12 protein-coding genes and 1 pseudogene are annotated in these 15,640 nt (G+C 70.1%); 4 read left to right on the top strand and 9 right to left on the bottom strand.

Translation table 11 applies throughout. The features are described from left to right. Nucleotides 1–23: 23 nt before the first annotated feature. From J5X86_RS44925 to J5X86_RS44915, 3 genes are all read right to left on the bottom strand, one after another. Nucleotides 24–1,514 (bottom strand): MFS transporter, encoded by a 1,491-nt coding sequence (locus J5X86_RS44925; RefSeq protein ID WP_308124926.1) that lies wholly within the window; start codon nt 1,512–1,514, stop codon nt 24–26. Next, the gene (locus tag J5X86_RS44920; RefSeq protein WP_243983104.1) at nt 1,511–2,143 is read right to left on the bottom strand and encodes a TetR/AcrR family transcriptional regulator; all 633 of its coding nucleotides are present in this window, start codon (nt 2,141–2,143) and stop codon (nt 1,511–1,513) included. The genes J5X86_RS44925 and J5X86_RS44920 overlap by 4 nt, the downstream gene beginning before the upstream one ends. 218 nt (nt 2,144–2,361) lie before the next feature. Next, nucleotides 2,362–4,770, bottom strand: coding sequence for a beta-L-arabinofuranosidase domain-containing protein (locus tag J5X86_RS44915; protein WP_208522408.1), 2,409 nt, complete (start codon nt 4,768–4,770; stop codon nt 2,362–2,364). Nucleotides 4,771–5,001: 231 nt separating this feature from the next. Between J5X86_RS44915 and J5X86_RS44910 the strand changes: the two genes are divergently transcribed. Together J5X86_RS44910 and J5X86_RS44905 are read left to right on the top strand one after the other, a co-directional pair. Beyond that, nucleotides 5,002–5,733 (top strand): class I SAM-dependent methyltransferase, encoded by a 732-nt coding sequence (locus J5X86_RS44910; protein ID WP_208522407.1) that lies wholly within the window; start codon nt 5,002–5,004, stop codon nt 5,731–5,733. Between the two features lie 165 nt (nt 5,734–5,898). Continuing rightward, complete coding sequence (locus J5X86_RS44905; protein ID WP_208522406.1) at nt 5,899–6,753, top strand: hypothetical protein; 855 nt, start codon at nt 5,899–5,901, stop codon at nt 6,751–6,753. 107 nt (nt 6,754–6,860) lie between these two features. Here the strand turns inward: J5X86_RS44905 and J5X86_RS44900 are convergent, their stop codons facing one another. Together J5X86_RS44900 and J5X86_RS44895 are read right to left on the bottom strand one after the other, a co-directional pair. Next, nucleotides 6,861–7,256: a hypothetical protein gene (locus J5X86_RS44900; protein WP_208522405.1), complete on the bottom strand. Its 396-nt coding sequence runs from the start codon at nt 7,254–7,256 to the stop codon at nt 6,861–6,863. Nucleotides 7,257–7,364: 108 nt separating this feature from the next. Continuing rightward, nucleotides 7,365–9,095, bottom strand: a complete 1,731-nt coding sequence (locus tag J5X86_RS44895; protein WP_308124925.1) for a glycoside hydrolase 43 family protein — start codon at nt 9,093–9,095, stop codon at nt 7,365–7,367. Nucleotides 9,096–9,314: 219 nt separating this feature from the next. Between J5X86_RS44895 and J5X86_RS44890 the strand changes: the two are divergent. Then, nucleotides 9,315–10,376 (top strand): annotated as a pseudogene (locus J5X86_RS44890) (polysaccharide lyase family 1 protein); the annotation flags it as partial. A 39-nt stretch (nt 10,377–10,415) separates the two neighbouring features. Here the strand turns inward: J5X86_RS44890 and J5X86_RS44885 are convergent. After that, nucleotides 10,416–11,609, bottom strand: coding sequence for an FAD-dependent monooxygenase (locus J5X86_RS44885; RefSeq protein WP_374229455.1), 1,194 nt, complete (start codon nt 11,607–11,609; stop codon nt 10,416–10,418). 151 nt (nt 11,610–11,760) lie between these two features. Between J5X86_RS44885 and J5X86_RS44880 the strand changes: the two genes are divergently transcribed. Beyond that, the gene (locus J5X86_RS44880) at nt 11,761–12,273 is read left to right on the top strand and encodes a MarR family winged helix-turn-helix transcriptional regulator (protein WP_243983103.1); all 513 of its coding nucleotides are present in this window, start codon (nt 11,761–11,763) and stop codon (nt 12,271–12,273) included. Nucleotides 12,274–12,301: 28 nt separating this feature from the next. On the opposite strand, the gene J5X86_RS44875 is transcribed toward J5X86_RS44880, so the two are convergent. From J5X86_RS44875 to J5X86_RS44865, 3 genes are all read right to left on the bottom strand, one after another. After that, nucleotides 12,302–12,775, bottom strand: coding sequence for an SRPBCC domain-containing protein (locus J5X86_RS44875; protein ID WP_208522402.1), 474 nt, complete (start codon nt 12,773–12,775; stop codon nt 12,302–12,304). 161 nt (nt 12,776–12,936) lie between these two features. Next, a complete protein-coding gene (locus J5X86_RS44870) occupies nt 12,937–13,683 on the bottom strand; it encodes a succinate dehydrogenase/fumarate reductase iron-sulfur subunit (protein ID WP_078638720.1) in 747 nt (248 codons plus the stop codon). Continuing rightward, on the bottom strand, nt 13,680–15,638 hold the full coding sequence (locus J5X86_RS44865; protein ID WP_208522401.1) for a fumarate reductase/succinate dehydrogenase flavoprotein subunit: 1,959 nt from the start codon (nt 15,636–15,638) through the stop codon (nt 13,680–13,682). The genes J5X86_RS44870 and J5X86_RS44865 overlap by 4 nt, the downstream gene beginning before the upstream one ends. Nucleotides 15,639–15,640 lie beyond the last annotated feature (2 nt).

Genomic DNA, 15,640 nt, shown 5'->3' with positions numbered 1-15,640 from the left:
CGCCGCAAGCGCCCGGCCGGTGGCTACCGGGACGTCCCGGGCGTGGCGACGGCAGACGGGGAAGCGGGCGCGCCGGGGCGCCGTCCGGGCGTGGAGATGGGGATGTCGCGCATGAGGAGCAGCGCCCCGAGGGCGAGGAGCCCCGCGGCGCTTCCGCTCCAGGCGATGGTGGAGCCGATGGCCGTCGCGGTGGGCGCGGCCGTGCCGGAGTGGCCGATCAGGGACTGGGCGCAGGCCAGGCCGACCGCGCCACCGAGCTGCTTGGTGAGGGCGGAGCCCGCGGTGGCGGTGCCCATGTCGGCGCGCGGGACGGAGTTCTGGGTGGCGATGGTGAGCCCGCCCATGGCCGGTCCGGTGCCGAGCCCGACGAGCAGCAGCAGAACGGACGTCAGCGCGAGCGGTGTGGTGGCCCTCAGGGCGAGGAAGGCGGCGGTGCCGGTGGTGAGCAGCCCCGCTCCGGTCAGCAGGACCGGTTTGACGTGTCCGCTGCGCAGCACGGTGGCGGCGGTGAGCCGGTTGCCCAGGGTCATGCCGATGAGCAGGGGGAGCAGCAGCAGACCGGAGGCGGTGGCCGAGTGGCCGCGGATGTGCTGGAAGTACAGCGGCAGGAAGATCCCCACCGGCAGGGCGGCGACCTGGAAGAAGAATCCGGCGGTCAGCAGGGCCGTATAGGTGCGGTGCCGGAACAGCCGCAGGGGCAGGACGGGGACGGCGGCCCGCCGCTCGACCGCTACGAGCGAGGCGAGCAGGGCCAGACCGCCGAGCAGGCAGCCCATGACGGCCGGATCCGTCCAGGAGGGCGCGTGCCCTGCGGTCGCGTTGCCTTTGAGGCTGAGGCCGGTCAGTGCGAGGGAGAGCCCGGCGGCGAGGAGGAGGATCCCCGCCGCGTCGAGCCGTCCGGACGGCGGAGTGGCGGGACGGCGGTCGGGCAGGGCCAGGGCGATGACGGCGATGGCGGCCAGCCCGAGGGGGAGATTGAGCCAGAACGCCCAGCGCCAGCCGACATGATCGGCGAGCACCCCGCCGAGGAGCGGGCCACCGACCATGCCCATGATCATCATGGTGGCCATCGCCGTCTGCATCCGGATCAGGCCCTGGGGGCGGGACGGTGGGTGGAGGTCGCGGGCCAGGGCCATGCCGAGGGTCAGCAGGGCTCCGGCGCCCAGGCCCTGGAGCGCGCGGGAAAGGATCAGAGTCGGCATGGTGGCGGACAGGCCGCAGGCGATGGAGCCGATCAGAAAGACGGTGAGCCCGCCGATCAGCAGCCGGCGGCGGCCGTAGAGGTCGGAGAAGCGGCCGTAGACCGGCACGCTGACGGAGGAGGTCAGCAGATAGGCGGTGACCAGCCAGACATACCAGGCGTCCCCTCCGCCGATCTGCTCGACGATGCGGGGCAGCGCGGTGCCGACCACGGTGCCGTCCAGCATGGCCAGGAAGGCGCAGCCCAGCAGGGCGAGTGTGACCAGGGTCCGGCGGCGGGGCGGGAGTTCCTCGTACGCGTCGAGTCCGGTCACCTGGCCTCCCCGGACGCCGCGAGCGCGCCGTGCAGGAAGAGGTCCACGACTTCCTCGGTGGTCAGCGGGTCGGGGGCGCCCAGCCGCCCGGCCGACATCAGCGTCAGCTGGAAGGCGTCCGCGAGCCGTTCCGGGGCGAGCCGCAGGCGGTCCCGGTCGGGCTCGAAGAGCGCGGCCAGCGCCGCGCGCGGCCGGGCCAGGCTCGCCTCGCGGTCCGGGAGGCGCCCGTCCTTATCGGGCTTGGGGGCGGCGCGTTCCAGCCGCCCGGCCGCCGCGAGCGCTCCGGCGACCGCGCCGATGCGGGCCATGTGCCCGCGCACCACATCGGCCGCCTCGGCGAGCCGGTCCGTCAGCGGCTGATCCAGGGCGATCGACTCCAGATGGGCCACGGTGTCATCGGGCCGCACGGCCTCGGCCATACAGGCCGCGAGCAGGGCGTCCTTGTCCTCGAAGACGCGGAAGATGGTGCCTTCCCCGATGCCCGCGGCCCGGGCGATCTTCGCCGTCGTCACGGAGGCGCCGTATTCGACGACGAGGGGGAGCGCGGCGGCGACGATCATCGCGCGGCGCTGGTCGGGATCCATAGCCGGCGCACGGCGCCGGGGCGGGGTGGAGGAGTTCTCTGCCATGCCGATACCGTACGGAGTGAGTACTCACTCCGTCAATGCGTTTGTGGGGAGCCACGAGGGGAGTGCCTGCGGGGGCCACCCGGCGCTGAGCGCGGGGCGGGCGGAGGTGCCACGGCGCCGGGCGGACGGCCCGGCGCCGATGGCCTCATCCGCTGACGTCGTGCCGACACCTTCCAATGGAGTGTCGCCGCGCCCGCGACGTCATGTTCCGGGCCCGATCACACGAGCCGCCACAGATGGTCATCGGTTCCGTTGTCGTCGTACTGCACCACCTGGGCGCTGTTGGCGGTGGACATGCCGTCGACGCCCAGCACCTTCTGGCTGTTCTTGTTGAGGACGCGGAACCAGCCGTCGCCGTTGTCCACCCTCCTCCAGAGGTGATCGGCCGTGCCGTTGTCGTCGTACTGGACGACGATGGCGCTGTTGGCGGTCGACATCCGGTCGACGCCCAGGACCTTGCCGCTGTGGCCGTTGCGGATCAGGAACCAGCCGTCGCCCCGGTCGATCCACTGCCAGGCGTGGTCTCCCGTCGGCGTGTTGTCGAACTGCACCACGCGGGCGCTGTTGGCGGTGGACATCTCGTCGACCGCCAGCACCTTGCCGCTGTGTTTGTTCCGCAGACGGCGGAAGGGCGGCTCCGGGGTCCATGTCCGGCCGTCCGGCGAGGCCGTCGGAAAGCAGGTGATGCGCAGCCGGGCCGCGCCCATGGGGATGAGGGTGACCGTCTCGGCCGGTGTGTCGGCCCGGGCCGGGCTCTGCTGCAGCGGGGTGACCACCTGCTCGTCGTCGGAGACCCACTCGGGGATGCGACGCGCCTGGGCGGTCATGCGGACCGGGGTGCCCTCGTGGGTGAAGGGATTGGCGGCGAGCGGACCGTCGTCGCGGGTGAGGACGGGAAGGGCTCCGGGGGTGAGGCCGTAGTTCCACGGCGTGGTGGCGTGCACTTCGTACTCGGGAAAGGCGTCGGTACCGGCGTAACGCACGAAGTCCTCGCCGATGCGCAGGGAGTACGTCAGCGGGCCGTGGTCGACGCTGACCGCGTCGTGCTGCCCGGACCACGTCCGCAGGGTGGTGCGCTGCGGCAGGCGGATCGTCACCACATCGCCGTCCGACCAGCTCCGGTCGACCTTGACGAAGGCCGGACCGCCGCCCGCGGCCACCGCCCGGCCGTTGACCTCGATGCTCGGGTTCGCGCACCAGCCGGGGACACGCAGATGGAGCGGGAAGGCCACCTTCTCGCGGGTGGACAGGGTGAGCCTGATGGTCTCGTCGAACGGATAGTCGGTGTCCTCGGTGAAGGTGACCGTCGTACCGTCGGCCACCTTCGCGCTCACCTGGCACGCGGCGTAGAGGGAGGCGGCGAGCCCCTTGTCGGGAGTGGCCAGCCACAGCTCCTCGGCGAAGTACGGCCAGCCCATGCCGTAGTTGTGCGGACAGCAGCGGTACTGGTCGACACCCGGCTGGTACGACTGCATCGCGAAGCCGTTCTGGAACTGCCCCTGGGACTTCACCGCGTTGTTCAGATCGATGCTGTTCGCGCTGGTGATGTAGTGGGTGCCGGTGCCCTGGGGGTCGAGGGCGGCGGGCAGCATATTGAAGGCCAGGTCTTCGCAGCGGTCCGCCCAGACCGGATCGCCGGTGATCCGGGTCAGCAGCTCATGGCTGGTCATGAACTCGACGATGCCGCAGGTCTCGAACCCCTGCCGGGGGTCCGCGAAACCCGGGCGGTAGTTCTCGTCGCCGGCGATGCCACCGCCCGGGAACTGGCCGTATGCGCCGAGCACCGACGCGTAGGTGCGGTAGGTCGCCTGTCTGAGCTCGGCGGAGCCGGTCACCTGCGCGTACTGGGCGGGCTCGCGGAAGCCCTGGGCGATATTGACGTTGTGCGGGCTCGGGAGGTTGCCGACCCAATTGGCCCCGTAGGTATGCATCTTGTGGACGAGGTCGAGGAGGAACGCCTCGCCGGTGCGGCGGTACAGCCACATCGCGGTGTCGAGCCCGTCGCCCCAGCGGTAGGAGACCCAGCTGGAGTCGAAGGCGCCCGGCCCCTGCGCGTTCATGAAGCTCAGGAAGCGGGTCAGGAAGGGGACGACGCGCTGGTCGGCGGTGAACTCCTCATGGGTGCGCAGGGCCATGAGAAGGGGGAGGAACGGCCAGAAGTCGGGGCCGCCGTTCAGCTTTGTCCGCAGGGAGCGCGGCCCGAAGAAGCCGTCGCTCTGCTGGGTGGCGAGGATGGCGTCGATCCACCTACGGGAGTTCGCGAGCGCTGCCTGGTCACGGGTGGCCACGGCCAGCGGGACATAGCCACGCAGCCAGTAGGGCACCTCTTCCCAGCCGTCCTGGTCCGGATGGGTCCACCCGGTGGCGTTGACATCGAGGAAGTGCGAGCGCTCCTCGTACCGGCCGCAGAGCCCATGGAGTTGGAGACGCAACTGCTCGGCCAGCCATCCGCGCGGGGTGATGCTCCCGGACGGGAGCCGGTCGAAGGCGTCGGTCAGCGGGGCCCTCGGCCGCTGGGCCGGGGATGCCGGGGATGCCACGGCGGCCGGGGCCAGGTAGGCGGCGAGCGCGGGGGCACCGAGGGTGAGGGCGCTGGTGCGGAGGAAGCGACGTCGGTCGAGGGGCATCGTGCGGCTCCTGTCGGTGGGGTGCCGAGGAAGTGCCGAAGAATTGCCGAGGGATGTCAAGGAAGACACGTCGTGCCTGACATCGTTGTCGGGCATCACAGCACGCCACCGGCGCCCTGTCCAGGTGCATGACAGGCCGGGAGCGCGACAAGCCGGGAGTGCGGCAGGTCGCGAGTGTGACAAGCCGGGAGTACGACCGTCCTGCCCCGGTGGGGTTCTATGCTGAGCGTGATGTCCGTACCCCAGGGCCCTACCTTCCGTGAGCTCGTCGTCCAGGCGTTGTCCTCCGTCGAGCACGGCTACGACCTGCTGGCCCCGAAGTTCGACCACACCGGGTACCGGACCCCGGTATCGGTGCTGGACTCGGTGACCGGCGCCCTGCGCGGGCTCGGGCCCTTCGACGGCGGCCTCGACGTGTGTTGCGGAACCGGCGCGGGCATGGGCGTGCTGCGGCAGGTGTGCCGGGAGCGGATCACCGGCGTCGACTTCAGTGCGGGCATGCTGGCCGCGGGCCGGGCCCGTACCCCGGTGGTGCCGGAGGCACCGCGCATGGACTGGGTACGCGCCGACGTGCGTGCCCTTCCGTTCGGTCCGGTGTTCGACCTGGCGGTGAGCTTCGGGGCGTTCGGCCACTTCCTGCCGCGGGAGCTGCCGGGGCTTTTCGCCCAGGTCCACTCCGTGCTCCGGCCGGGCGGTCGGTTCGCCTTCCCGATCGGGGCACCGGCCCGTCCGGGATCCCGGCAGTACTGGGAGCTCCTGGCGTTCGACACCGCGATGCGGGTGCGCAACGCGGTATGGCGGCCGCGCTTCGTGATGTACTACCGGACCTTCCGGCTCGCGGAGGTGCGGGAAGAGCTGGTCCGGGCCGGGTTCGAAGTCGAACTGCGGGTACTGGAGGAGCTCGGCCGACGGGTGGACGGCAGCCCTCGCTGCCGACTGGTGGTGGCCACCCGGCCCGTCTGAGCGGGCTCGTTGGCCACCGGCCGGTCTGAGCGGGTTCGTTGGCCACCGGCCGGTCTGGACGCGCCCCACACGGTACGCGGCGGATCGCACGCACGGGCGGCAACCCAAGCGGCGGTGGCGGCGACCTGAGGCTGACAACTTGTCAGCTAACCAAGGGAGTTCACAGTGCGCTCATTCCTCGCGCGCCTGGCCACCGTGCTGGCCGCCCTGGCCGCGCTGGTCGCCGCGCCCGGTGTCGCGACGGCCGCCCCGTCGCGGGTCGCCGACGACTGGAACCCGCCCGCCAACCTGGTGCAGCCGCTGGGCGAGGTGTGGAACCACGTCGAGTCGACCTACCCGGATCTCTACGGCTTCCGCAACTACGGCTGGGACCAGGTCATGGCCAACAGGGGAAGCGTCAACTACTGCGTCCGCTGGGAGTCCGACGCACCCGTCAGCGCGGCGCTGCGCGACCAGATCCACGCCGCGGTCAAGAAGCAGTACGCCAAGTGGATGGCGGCCATGGTGGAGAACGGCAAGGGACACAACGCCTGGCCCTACACCAACGTCCCGGTCAACATCGTCGGCTGGGCCGTGAAAAACCGCTCGACACTCCAGTGGACCGACAACTCGGTCGACATCTACGCCGGAAACCTCGACAGTGGCGGCGCCCCGCAGTGTTCACCCGACTGTGGACGCTTCTTCCACCAGGACGGTAACTACTCGCGCTGCCCGGGTGGTGCGGCCCGCCACTACGACCAGTCGCTGTGGCTGACGAAGGGCTTCCAGGGTGGCGCCGGCGGGGACTGGGGCCAGCGCGTGGGACAGGAGTACTTCACCGGTGCGCTGAACCAGGAGAACATCCACATCTACCTGCATGAAGTCGGCCACACCTTCGGCCTCGACGACTTCTACGACTGGACGCCGACCGGCCAGTGCTGCTTCCTCATGAAGGCGGGAAGCGCCACGCAGATCACGGAGTTCGACAAGTGGATGCTCCGTGACTTCTGGCGCCATCTGAAGAGCCGCTACGGCCTCTGAGCGGACGGTGTCCGCACCCGCTCACCATGACCCCTGGTCCCGTTATCCGAGCCGTACCGGGCCTTCGGCGACGTCCCCTGCCCGGCCGGCAGGGGACGTCGGCCCGTTCAGCCGTCACATTCGCCGCGCCAGGCGAGGCTGGTCAGGGTGGCCTTGGAACCGATGATCAACTTGTAGTCGCCGGGGCCGGGGTTGAAGTGGAGGCACCTGCCAAACGTCTGTCCGTTGAAGACCCAGGTGGCCTGGATGTGATCGTGGCCCGGCTGACGGGTGCCGTTGTTGAAGATCGTGCTGCCGACGATGCCGGTCGGGTGGGAGCCCCTCCAGTTGCCGGTCGTCTTGATCACGGCCGGACCGTCGGTGCCCACGTTGCTGTCGAAGACACAGACGTTCCCTGAGGGGCAGTCGGGCGGACTGGGCTCGGCCGACGCGGTGGGCGCACTGGCGAGCACGGCGACGAGGGCCGCGGACAGGGCTGCCGTGACGGCGATGCGCTGGTGCATGGTGTTCCTCCCGGCTTCCGCTGCGGGCGCCCTCCTGGGCGGCCCCTTCCGCCGACAGGGCACCACGAACCGGCGGGGACTGGTCCCCAAGGCCCGTCCCCCGGCCATCTATGAGGAAATCGGTCCCATCCGGAACCAGTCGAACTCCGCCACACCGCCCCTACCGCCGGTCGCCGGACCGGTGGCGAAGAGTCCCACGGTCGCTCCGATCCACTTGCCCGCGGTCGCGGGGAACGGCTCCCCGAGCGGCGTGAACCCCCGCTCGTCCACCTCGGCCGCGAACTGGCACACCGCTCCCGGCCGCACACTCACCCGGAGCCGTACGGCCGAGCGTCCCCTCCGCAACGGCACCGGCGTGACGGCGTCCACCTCGGCGGCGTCCTGGGCCGCGGTACGGCATACGAGGACGATCCGGTCGCCGTCGTGGCGCAGGCCCACCCAGGCGTAGGTCTCACCCAGAACCACCAGCCCGGCCCGGGACCCCTCCGTCATGGTCGACAGGCTCATCGAGGTCGTCGCGGTGAACGATTCGGCGGGCAACCGCTGGGTCAGCACATGGGGCAGCAGCCGTAAGTCACCCGCGACCGGGCTCGGTTGGCAGACCAGGGCGAGCCGGCCCGGGGAGCGGCGCAGCGACCACCACGCCGGGTCGGCGTTCGCCTGCCACATCCACTGCCCGCCCAGCTCCGCCCCGGTGAACTCGTCGCTACTGGCCGGCGCGGTGACCTCCGTCCGGCCGTTCACCCGGGGCTTGGTGTGCACCAACACCGGCGTACCCCGGCCACTGCCGTCGTCGGTGCCCATCACCGGCCAGCCGTCCGTGCGCCACCGCATCGGCTGGAGGTGCACCACCCGCCCGTAGGCATCGCGGTCCTGGAAGTGCAGGAACCAGTCCTCACCGCTCTCCGTGGTCACCCACGCTCCCTGGTGCGGCCCGTTGACGGGGGTGTCGCCCTGGGCGAGGACGATGCGGTCCTCGTACGGGCCCCAGATGGAGCGGGAGCGGAACGCCGACTGCCAGCCGTTGGTGACGCCTCCGGCAGGTGCGAAGATCCAGTACCAGCCGTCCCGCTTGTAGAGTTTCGGGCCCTCGAGCGTGGTGTAGCCGGGGAGGTCATCGCCGTTGATCACGATCCGGCCCGCGTCGAGCAGCTCGGTCCCGTCCGGGCTCATACGGTGCAGTGTGAGCCGGTTGTTGATACCGCTGCGGCTCTTCGCCCACGCGTGGACCAGATACGCCTGCCCGTCGTCGTCCCACAGCGGACACGGGTCGATCAGCCCCTTGCCCGGTTTGACCGGACGCGGTGTGCTCCATGGCCCTCGCGGGTCGGTGGCGGTCACCATGAAGATGCCGAAGTCGGGGTCGGGATAGAAGATCCAGAACCTGCCGTCGTGATGGCGCAGGGCCGGGGCCCACACCCCTTCGCCGTGCCTCGGCTCGCTGAAGTGGTCCTTGGGCTCCAGCTCGGTCAGGGCATGACCGATGACACTCCAGTTGACCAGGTCGACCGACCGCAGCACGGGCAGTCCGGGAACGCGGTTGAAGGTGGAGGCGACCAGATAGAAGTACGGGCCCACCCGGATCACATCGGGGTCGGACCAGTCGGAGTTGAGCACCGGGTTCTGATAGCGGCCGTCCCCCAGGTCGGCCACCCATGGCAGATGTGTCCGGGCCGCGGCCGGTTCACTTGCCGTCACCGCGCCACCTGCCTCGATCGGCCCGCCTGGCCGTGGCGTCGCCGAGGCCGGGGTGGTGGCGCCGACTCCGCCGAGCACCGTCGATCCGGCGACCGCGCCGAGGCCGGTCCGTAATACCTGCCTGCGACCGTGTTCGCTCACTGTTCCCTCCGGGGCGACTCATGGGGATGCGTCCGTCGGTTGGGTGGTGCGTCCGTTGGTAAGCGCTTTCCGTCTTCCGTCGGAGTCTGTCAGCGCGCCATGGCCCGGGCAAGACCGGCGAGAATCCGCCACCGGACAATGGGCGGCCCCGGCAACCTCCTGCCGCGCGGTGGCGACAGTCGCACGGCAGATGTCGTCGAGCAGTGGGAGTGGTGGGCCATGGAAGCCGAACGTCGGGCGGTGGGGCGCGGCAGGCGTCGTGGGCTGGCAGCGATCATCGGGGCCCTGACGCTGGCGGGCGCGGTCGCTCTGCCGGGGGAGGGGGCATTCGCCGAGGGCACGCGCGGACCGGCCGCCGCGCCCTGGAGCGCCGATGTCGCCGACGGGTTCGCATCCGTCAGCGCGCTGGGGCAGAACGGTACGTACGGGGGCCGGGACGGCCGTACGGTCACCGTGCGGACCCTCGCCGATCTCGAGAAGTACGCGACGGCAGCCGAGCCGTACGTCATCGTCGTGGCCGCGGCGATCACGATGGATCCCAAGGGCAAGGAGATCAAGGTCGCCTCCGACAAGACCATCGTGGGCTCGGGCACCTCGGGTCAGATCGTCGGTGGCGGCTTCTTCCTGGGCCAGGGCGTGCACAACGTCATCATCAGGAATCTGACGATCCGTGATTCCTACGAGGGCACCTGGAACGACAAGGAGCACGACTGGGACGCCATCCAGATGGACGGCGCCCACCATGTGTGGATCGATCACAACGAACTGCGGCATATGGCCGACGGGCTGATCGACAGCCGTAAGGACACCACCTTTCTCACGGTGTCCTGGAACCGGCTGCAGCAGAACAACAAGAGCTTCGGGATCGGCTGGACGGAGAACACCACGGCCGACATCACGATCCACCACAACTGGTTCCGCGAGAGCGAGCAGCGCAACCCGTCCGCCGACAACATCGCCCATGCGCATCTCTACAACAACTACCTGCAGGACGACCCCGGCACGGACATCAATTCCTCCTACGGCAACTACGCCCGGGGGAACACCAAGATGGTGCTGGAGAACAGCTACTTCCAGGGCTTCGAGAACCCCGTCATCAAGGACGCCACCGCCGCCCTGGTCCAGCGCGGCAACGTCTTCGTCAACACCACCGGCCGCAACGAGAACGGCGGCACCGCGTTCGACCCGAAGGCGTATTACTCCTACACCCTCGACTCCGCCGACCGGGTGCCGTCCATCGTGACCTCCGGCTCGGGCCCCACCCAGGCCATCGGCACCACCGGCTGACCCGGCCGGCGCCGATATCGGCGTGACCTGCCCTTACGTGGCGTCGTAGCCGGGGAGGGCCAGTGCCGAGTGCGCCTTCCGGCCCCTGCTGTTGAGCACGGGGGACGGGTCGCGCAGCGCCTCGTTGCGCCGTGCCAGATCCTCGGGGGTACGGGGAGACAGGCCCGCGCTCCCTTCGGTGGCGAGTGCCTGGTTCATCTCCACGAACGACCGCACGGTGCGCTCGTACCTCTCGTAGGCGTCGGCGTGGTCGGGGCCCGTGGCCAGCTCACCGGCGAGGACGTACGCGCCGACCAGCGCCAGGCTCGAGCCCTGGCCGGAGAAGAACGACGGCGCGTAGGCGGCGTCGCCGACCAGGGCGACCCGGCCCGTGGACCACCGTGGCATATGGATCTGGCTGACCACGTCGAAGAAGAGGTCGTCGCTGTCGCGCATGGCGGCGACCATGCGCGGGATCTCCCATGTGTATCCGGCGAACGTCCCGGCCACGAGGTCGCGCTGGGCGGCGGGGTCGCGGAAGGCGTCGAGGGGCGGGTCGGGGCGCAGGAAGCTGAGGAAGGCGTGCACCCGGTCGCCGTCGCGGGGTGCGTAGAGGACGGCGGTCCTGCCCGGCACGTTCCAGGTGAGACCCTCGTGGGCGAGCCCGAGGTGGTTGGGCATGGTGAATCCGGCGAAGCTGTGGCCGAGATAGCGGTGGTAGGGCTCCTCGGGGCCGAAGGCCAGGCCCCTGGTGTGCGAGTGGATGCCGTCGGCGCCGATGACCAGGTCGAAGGTGCGCCGGGCTCCGCCGCGGAAGGTCACGTCCACACCGCCGTCGTGGTCGTGGAGGGTGGCGATGGAGTCGTTGAAGAGGAGTTCGACGTCGTCGCGGATCGCCCCGTAGAGGATCTCGGCCAGCTCTCCGCGAGGGATTTCGAGGTCATGGCCTTCCTCGCCGCCGGAGAGCGCTTCGGGCCGGAGGTCGGCTATCGGACGGCCTTCCACGTCGACGAAGGAGATCCGGCGGACGGCGACGTGGGCGTCCTGGAGCCGGGGGAGCACCCCCATGCGCCGGACGACCTCGACCGCGGTGCCGCGGATGTCGATGGGGTAGCCGCCACCGCGTAGTGCGGCCGCCTTCTCGACGAGCGTGACCGCGAAGCCGTACCGGTGGAGCCAGTAGGCCAGCGCGGGGCCGGCGATGCTGGCCCCGGAGACCAGGATCGTGCGCTTCGGCGCGGTGTTCATGCCGCTCATGGGCACTCCTCTCCGGCCCTCCTGCGGGGAGGGCCTGGCGTATACCTAACTCAGGTATCCTTTTTAGTGGCGTGAAAGGGCCCTGGATGCGGGGCCGATGGGATGACTATATACCTAACTTAGGTAGATGTGGAGGGCGGGCATGACCGCCGAGGAACCGGAGGCCGGGCAGAGCGGCGGCGGTGAACACGACCTGCTGGCCATGCTGCCCCGTCTGACGCAGCTCAGCGGTGCCGTGAACCGGGGCCGCCTGACCGAGCGCGCCATGGAGGCCGCCGGTGTATCCGTGGACCGGCCCGCGATGTCGGTGCTGATCTCCCTGCACGTGGCGGGCGGTCCACTACGGGTGGGGGAGATCGCCGCACGGATGCAGGTCGTCGGGCCCCATGTGACCCGGCAGGTGAATGAGCTGGCGCGGCGCGGACTGGTCCACCGGGTCACCGATCCGGACGATCAGCGCGCTCGGCTCATCGAGCCGACCGCCGAGGGAGCGGCGGCGACCGACCGCTATATGCGGACCGTCCTCGGGTGGTTCGGCGACGCCCTCGCGGGCTGGAGTCCGCACGACCGCGAGGTCTTCGGCAGGCTTCTGGCGCGCTTCGTCGACGACCTCACCGCCCATCTGGACTCCCTCGACGACGATCGGCCCGCATAAGCGGACACGCGCCCGGCCGGAGGTCCTCCTACCCGGACGCCCGGCCCGTCTCGACGAGGTCGGCCAGCTTGTCCAGGCTCATGCGGGTGCCCAGCTCGTTGTCGGCGGCCGGTACGGCTTCGGGGAGCCCCTCGTGCAGGATGTGGACGTCCGTGCCGCCGCCCTCCGCGTCGGTGAGCGTGGTCGTGATCGTCATCGTGGTGCGCAGGGCGGGATCCGTGGTCTCGAACTCGGACACCTCGACCACCTGCTCGTCCGGCACCAGCCGGCTGAAGCGGCCGTGGTAGGTGTCCGTATGGCCGCCCGACTTGCCGGTGCTCGCCGGGTCGTCGTAGATGAGCGAGATGCGGAAGGTCCCGCCTTCGCGGGGGTCGAACTCATGCACCCGGCAGGTCATGCCGTCGGGCACCCGCCAGGCCGCGACGGCGCTCGCGTCGAGAAGCGCCCGGTAGACGGCCGAGCGCGGAGCGTTCATGCGTCTGGAGACTCGCGTGGCATACATGCGCCCAACCTAGCGGCCGGGTGGCGGGCACATAAGCCGATGGCCCGGCGCCCGGCCGCTGGGTTGGGCGGCGGAGGTCTTGCGTCCGGAAAGACCTCCGCCGCCGGGACACCCCATCCACGGAGCGTTGTCGAGGGGTGCCGTTTTCGGGGGAGTGCGGGTCAGCGCTTGACCTTGCGGGTCGCCCGCAGCCACTCCTTGTTCATCGCGGTGATGGAGAACAGGGGGATGCCCTTGGGGCAGGCGGTGGCGCACTCACCGGTGAGGGTGCAGCCGCCGAAGCCCTCGGCGTCCATCTGGGAGACCATGTCCAGCACCCGGGTCTCCCGCTCGGGAGAACCCTGGGGCAGCACATTGAGGTGGTTGACCTTGGCCGAGGTGAACAGCATCGCCGCACCGTTGGGACAGGCCGCCACGCAGGCGCCGCACCCGATGCACTCGGCGTGCTCGAACGCGAAGTCCGCGTCCGCCTTGGGCACCGCAGTGGCGTGTGCCTCCGGCGCGGCCCCGGTCGGGGCGGTGATGAAGCCACCGGCCTGGATCACCCGGTCGAACGCGGAGCGGTCCACCACCAGGTCCTTGATGACCGGGAAGGCGGAGGCACGCCACGGCTCGATGTCGATGGTGTCGCCGTCCTGGAAGGACCGCATATGGAGCTGGCAGGTGGTGGTGCGCTCGGGACCGTGGGCGTCACCGTTGATCACCAGGCTGCACGCACCGCAGATGCCCTCACGGCAGTCGTGGTCAAAGGCCACCGGCTCCTCACCCTTGACGATGAGTTCCTCGTTGAGGATGTCGAGCATCTCCAGGAAGGACATGTCCTGGGAGACGCCGTCGAGCTGGTAGGTGGCCATGGCACCGGGGGTGTCGGCGTTCTTCTGGCGCCAGACGCGCAGGGTGAGCTTCATGCGTAGCTCCGCTGAGTGGGGTGGACGTACTCGAAGGTCAGGTGCTCCTTGTGGAGCACGGGGGCGGCGCCGGTGTCGGTGAACTCCCAGGCCGCGGCGTAGGTGAACTCCTCGTCCCTACGGGCGGCCTCGCCGTCGGGGGTCTGGGACTCCTCGCGGAAGTGGCCACCGCAGGACTCGGCCCGGTGCAGGGCGTCCAGGCACATCAGCTCGGCCAGCTCCAGATAGTCCACGACCCGGTTGGCCTTCTCCAGCGACTGGTTGAACTCCTCGCCGGTGCCCGGCACCTTGATCCGCCGCCAGAACTCCTCGCGGATCTGCGGGATGCGGTCCAGCGCCTTGCGCAGCCCCTCGTCGGTGCGGGCCATGCCGCAGAACTCCCACACCAGCTCGCCGATCTCGCGGTGGAAGGAGTCGGGGGTGCGGTCACCGTCGACGGCCAGCAGCTTGGCCAGCCGGTCCTCGGTCTCCCGCACCGCCTCCACGGCCGCGGGGTGCCCGGCGTCGACCTCTTCCTTGTGCGGGTGGCGGGCCAGATAGTCGTTGATCGTCGACGGCAGGACGAAGTAGCCGTCGGCCAGGCCCTGCATCAGCGCGGAGGCGCCGAGCCGGTTGGCACCGTGGTCGGAGAAGTTGGCCTCGCCGATCGCGAACAGCCCCGGCACGGTGGTCTGCAGGTCGTAGTCGACCCACAGCCCGCCCATCGTGTAGTGGATCGCGGGGTAGATGCGCATCGGGACCTCGTACGGGTTCTCCGCCGTGATCCGCTCGTACATGTCGAAGAGGTTGCCGTACTTCTCCTCGACCGCCTTGCGGCCCATCCGGGCGATGGCGTCGGAGAAGTCCAGATAGACGCCCTGGCCGCCGGGTCCGACGCCGCGGCCCTCGTCACAGACGTTCTTCGCGGCGCGGGAAGCGATGTCGCGCGGCACCAGATTGCCGAACGACGGATAGATCCGCTCCAGGTAGTAGTCGCGCTCGTCCTCGGGGATCTCGGCCGCGGGACGGGTGTCGCCCTTCGCCTTGGGCACCCAGATTCGGCCGTCGTTGCGCAGCGACTCGCTCATCAGGGTCAGCTTGGACTGGTGGTCCCCGGAGCGCGGAATGCAGGTCGGGTGGATCTGGGTGAAGCAGGGGTTGGCGAAGTACGCGCCGCGCCGGTGCGCCCGCCAGATGGCGGTCGCGTTGGAGTTCATGGCGTTCGTCGACAGATAGAAGACGTTGCCGTAGCCGCCGCTGGCCAGCACCACCGCGTCGGCGAAGTACGTGGAGATCTTGCCGGTCACCAGATCGCGGGCGACGATGCCACGCGCCCGCCCGTCGACCACGATCAGGTCCAGCATCTCGGTGCGGGCGTGCATCTCCACATTGCCCGCCGCGATCTGGCGGGACAGCGCCTGGTAGGCGCCGAGCAGCAACTGCTGGCCCGTCTGACCGCGGGCGTAGAAGGTGCGGGAGACCTGCACACCGCCGAACGAGCGGGTGTCCAGCAGACCGCCGTACTCCCGCGCGAAGGGCACGCCCTGGGCCACGCACTGGTCGATGATCTCCACCGAGATCTGCGCCAGGCGGTGGACATTGGACTCGCGGGCGCGGAAGTCGCCGCCCTTGACGGTGTCGTAGAACAGCCGGTGGATCGAATCGCCGTCGTTGCGGTAGTTCTTCGCCGCGTTGATCCCGCCCTGGGCGGCGATGGAGTGGGCCCGGCGCGGCGAGTCCTGGTAGCAGAACTGCACCACGTGGTAGCCCTGCTCGGCCAGGGTGGCGCCAGCGGCGCCACCGGCCAGGCCGGTGCCCACCACGATGATGGTGTGCTTGCGGCGGTTGGCGGGGTTGACCAGCTTGGCCTGGAAGCGGCGGGTGTCCCAGCGCTCGCTGACCGGCCCGGAGGGGGCCAGCTCGTCCTCGATCGGCTCGCCGACGGTGTACTCGGTGTATTCGCTGTACGAGGTCATGG

The sequence above is a fragment of the Streptomyces sp. NEAU-YJ-81 genome (genome assembly GCF_017592595.1).
Taxonomy (GTDB): domain Bacteria; phylum Actinomycetota; class Actinomycetes; order Streptomycetales; family Streptomycetaceae; genus Streptomyces; species Streptomyces hygroscopicus_B.
Note: the sequence above shows the minus strand (reverse complement) of the source record. Positions and strands in the feature narration are given on the sequence as shown.

Bases quoted from the DNA above. Each gene is read 5' to 3' on its own strand.
- J5X86_RS44900 (WP_208522405.1), bottom strand. From the start codon at position 7,256: ATGCACCAGCGCATCGCCGTCACGGCAGCCCTGTCCGCGGCCCTCGTC.
- J5X86_RS44915 (WP_208522408.1), bottom strand. From the start codon at position 4,770: ATGCCCCTCGACCGACGTCGCTTCCTCCGCACCAGCGCCCTCACCCTC.
- J5X86_RS44920 (WP_243983104.1), bottom strand. From the start codon at position 2,143: ATGGCAGAGAACTCCTCCACCCCGCCCCGGCGCCGTGCGCCGGCTATG.
- J5X86_RS44875 (WP_208522402.1), bottom strand. From the start codon at position 12,775: ATGTATGCCACGCGAGTCTCCAGACGCATGAACGCTCCGCGCTCGGCC.
- J5X86_RS44865 (WP_208522401.1), bottom strand. From the start codon at position 15,638: ATGACCTCGTACAGCGAATACACCGAGTACACCGTCGGCGAGCCGATC.
- J5X86_RS44880 (WP_243983103.1), top strand. From the start codon at position 11,761: ATGACCGCCGAGGAACCGGAGGCCGGGCAGAGCGGCGGCGGTGAACAC.
- J5X86_RS44910 (WP_208522407.1), top strand. From the start codon at position 5,002: ATGTCCGTACCCCAGGGCCCTACCTTCCGTGAGCTCGTCGTCCAGGCG.
- J5X86_RS44870 (WP_078638720.1), bottom strand. From the start codon at position 13,683: ATGAAGCTCACCCTGCGCGTCTGGCGCCAGAAGAACGCCGACACCCCC.
- J5X86_RS44885 (WP_374229455.1), bottom strand. From the start codon at position 11,609: ATGAACACCGCGCCGAAGCGCACGATCCTGGTCTCCGGGGCCAGCATC.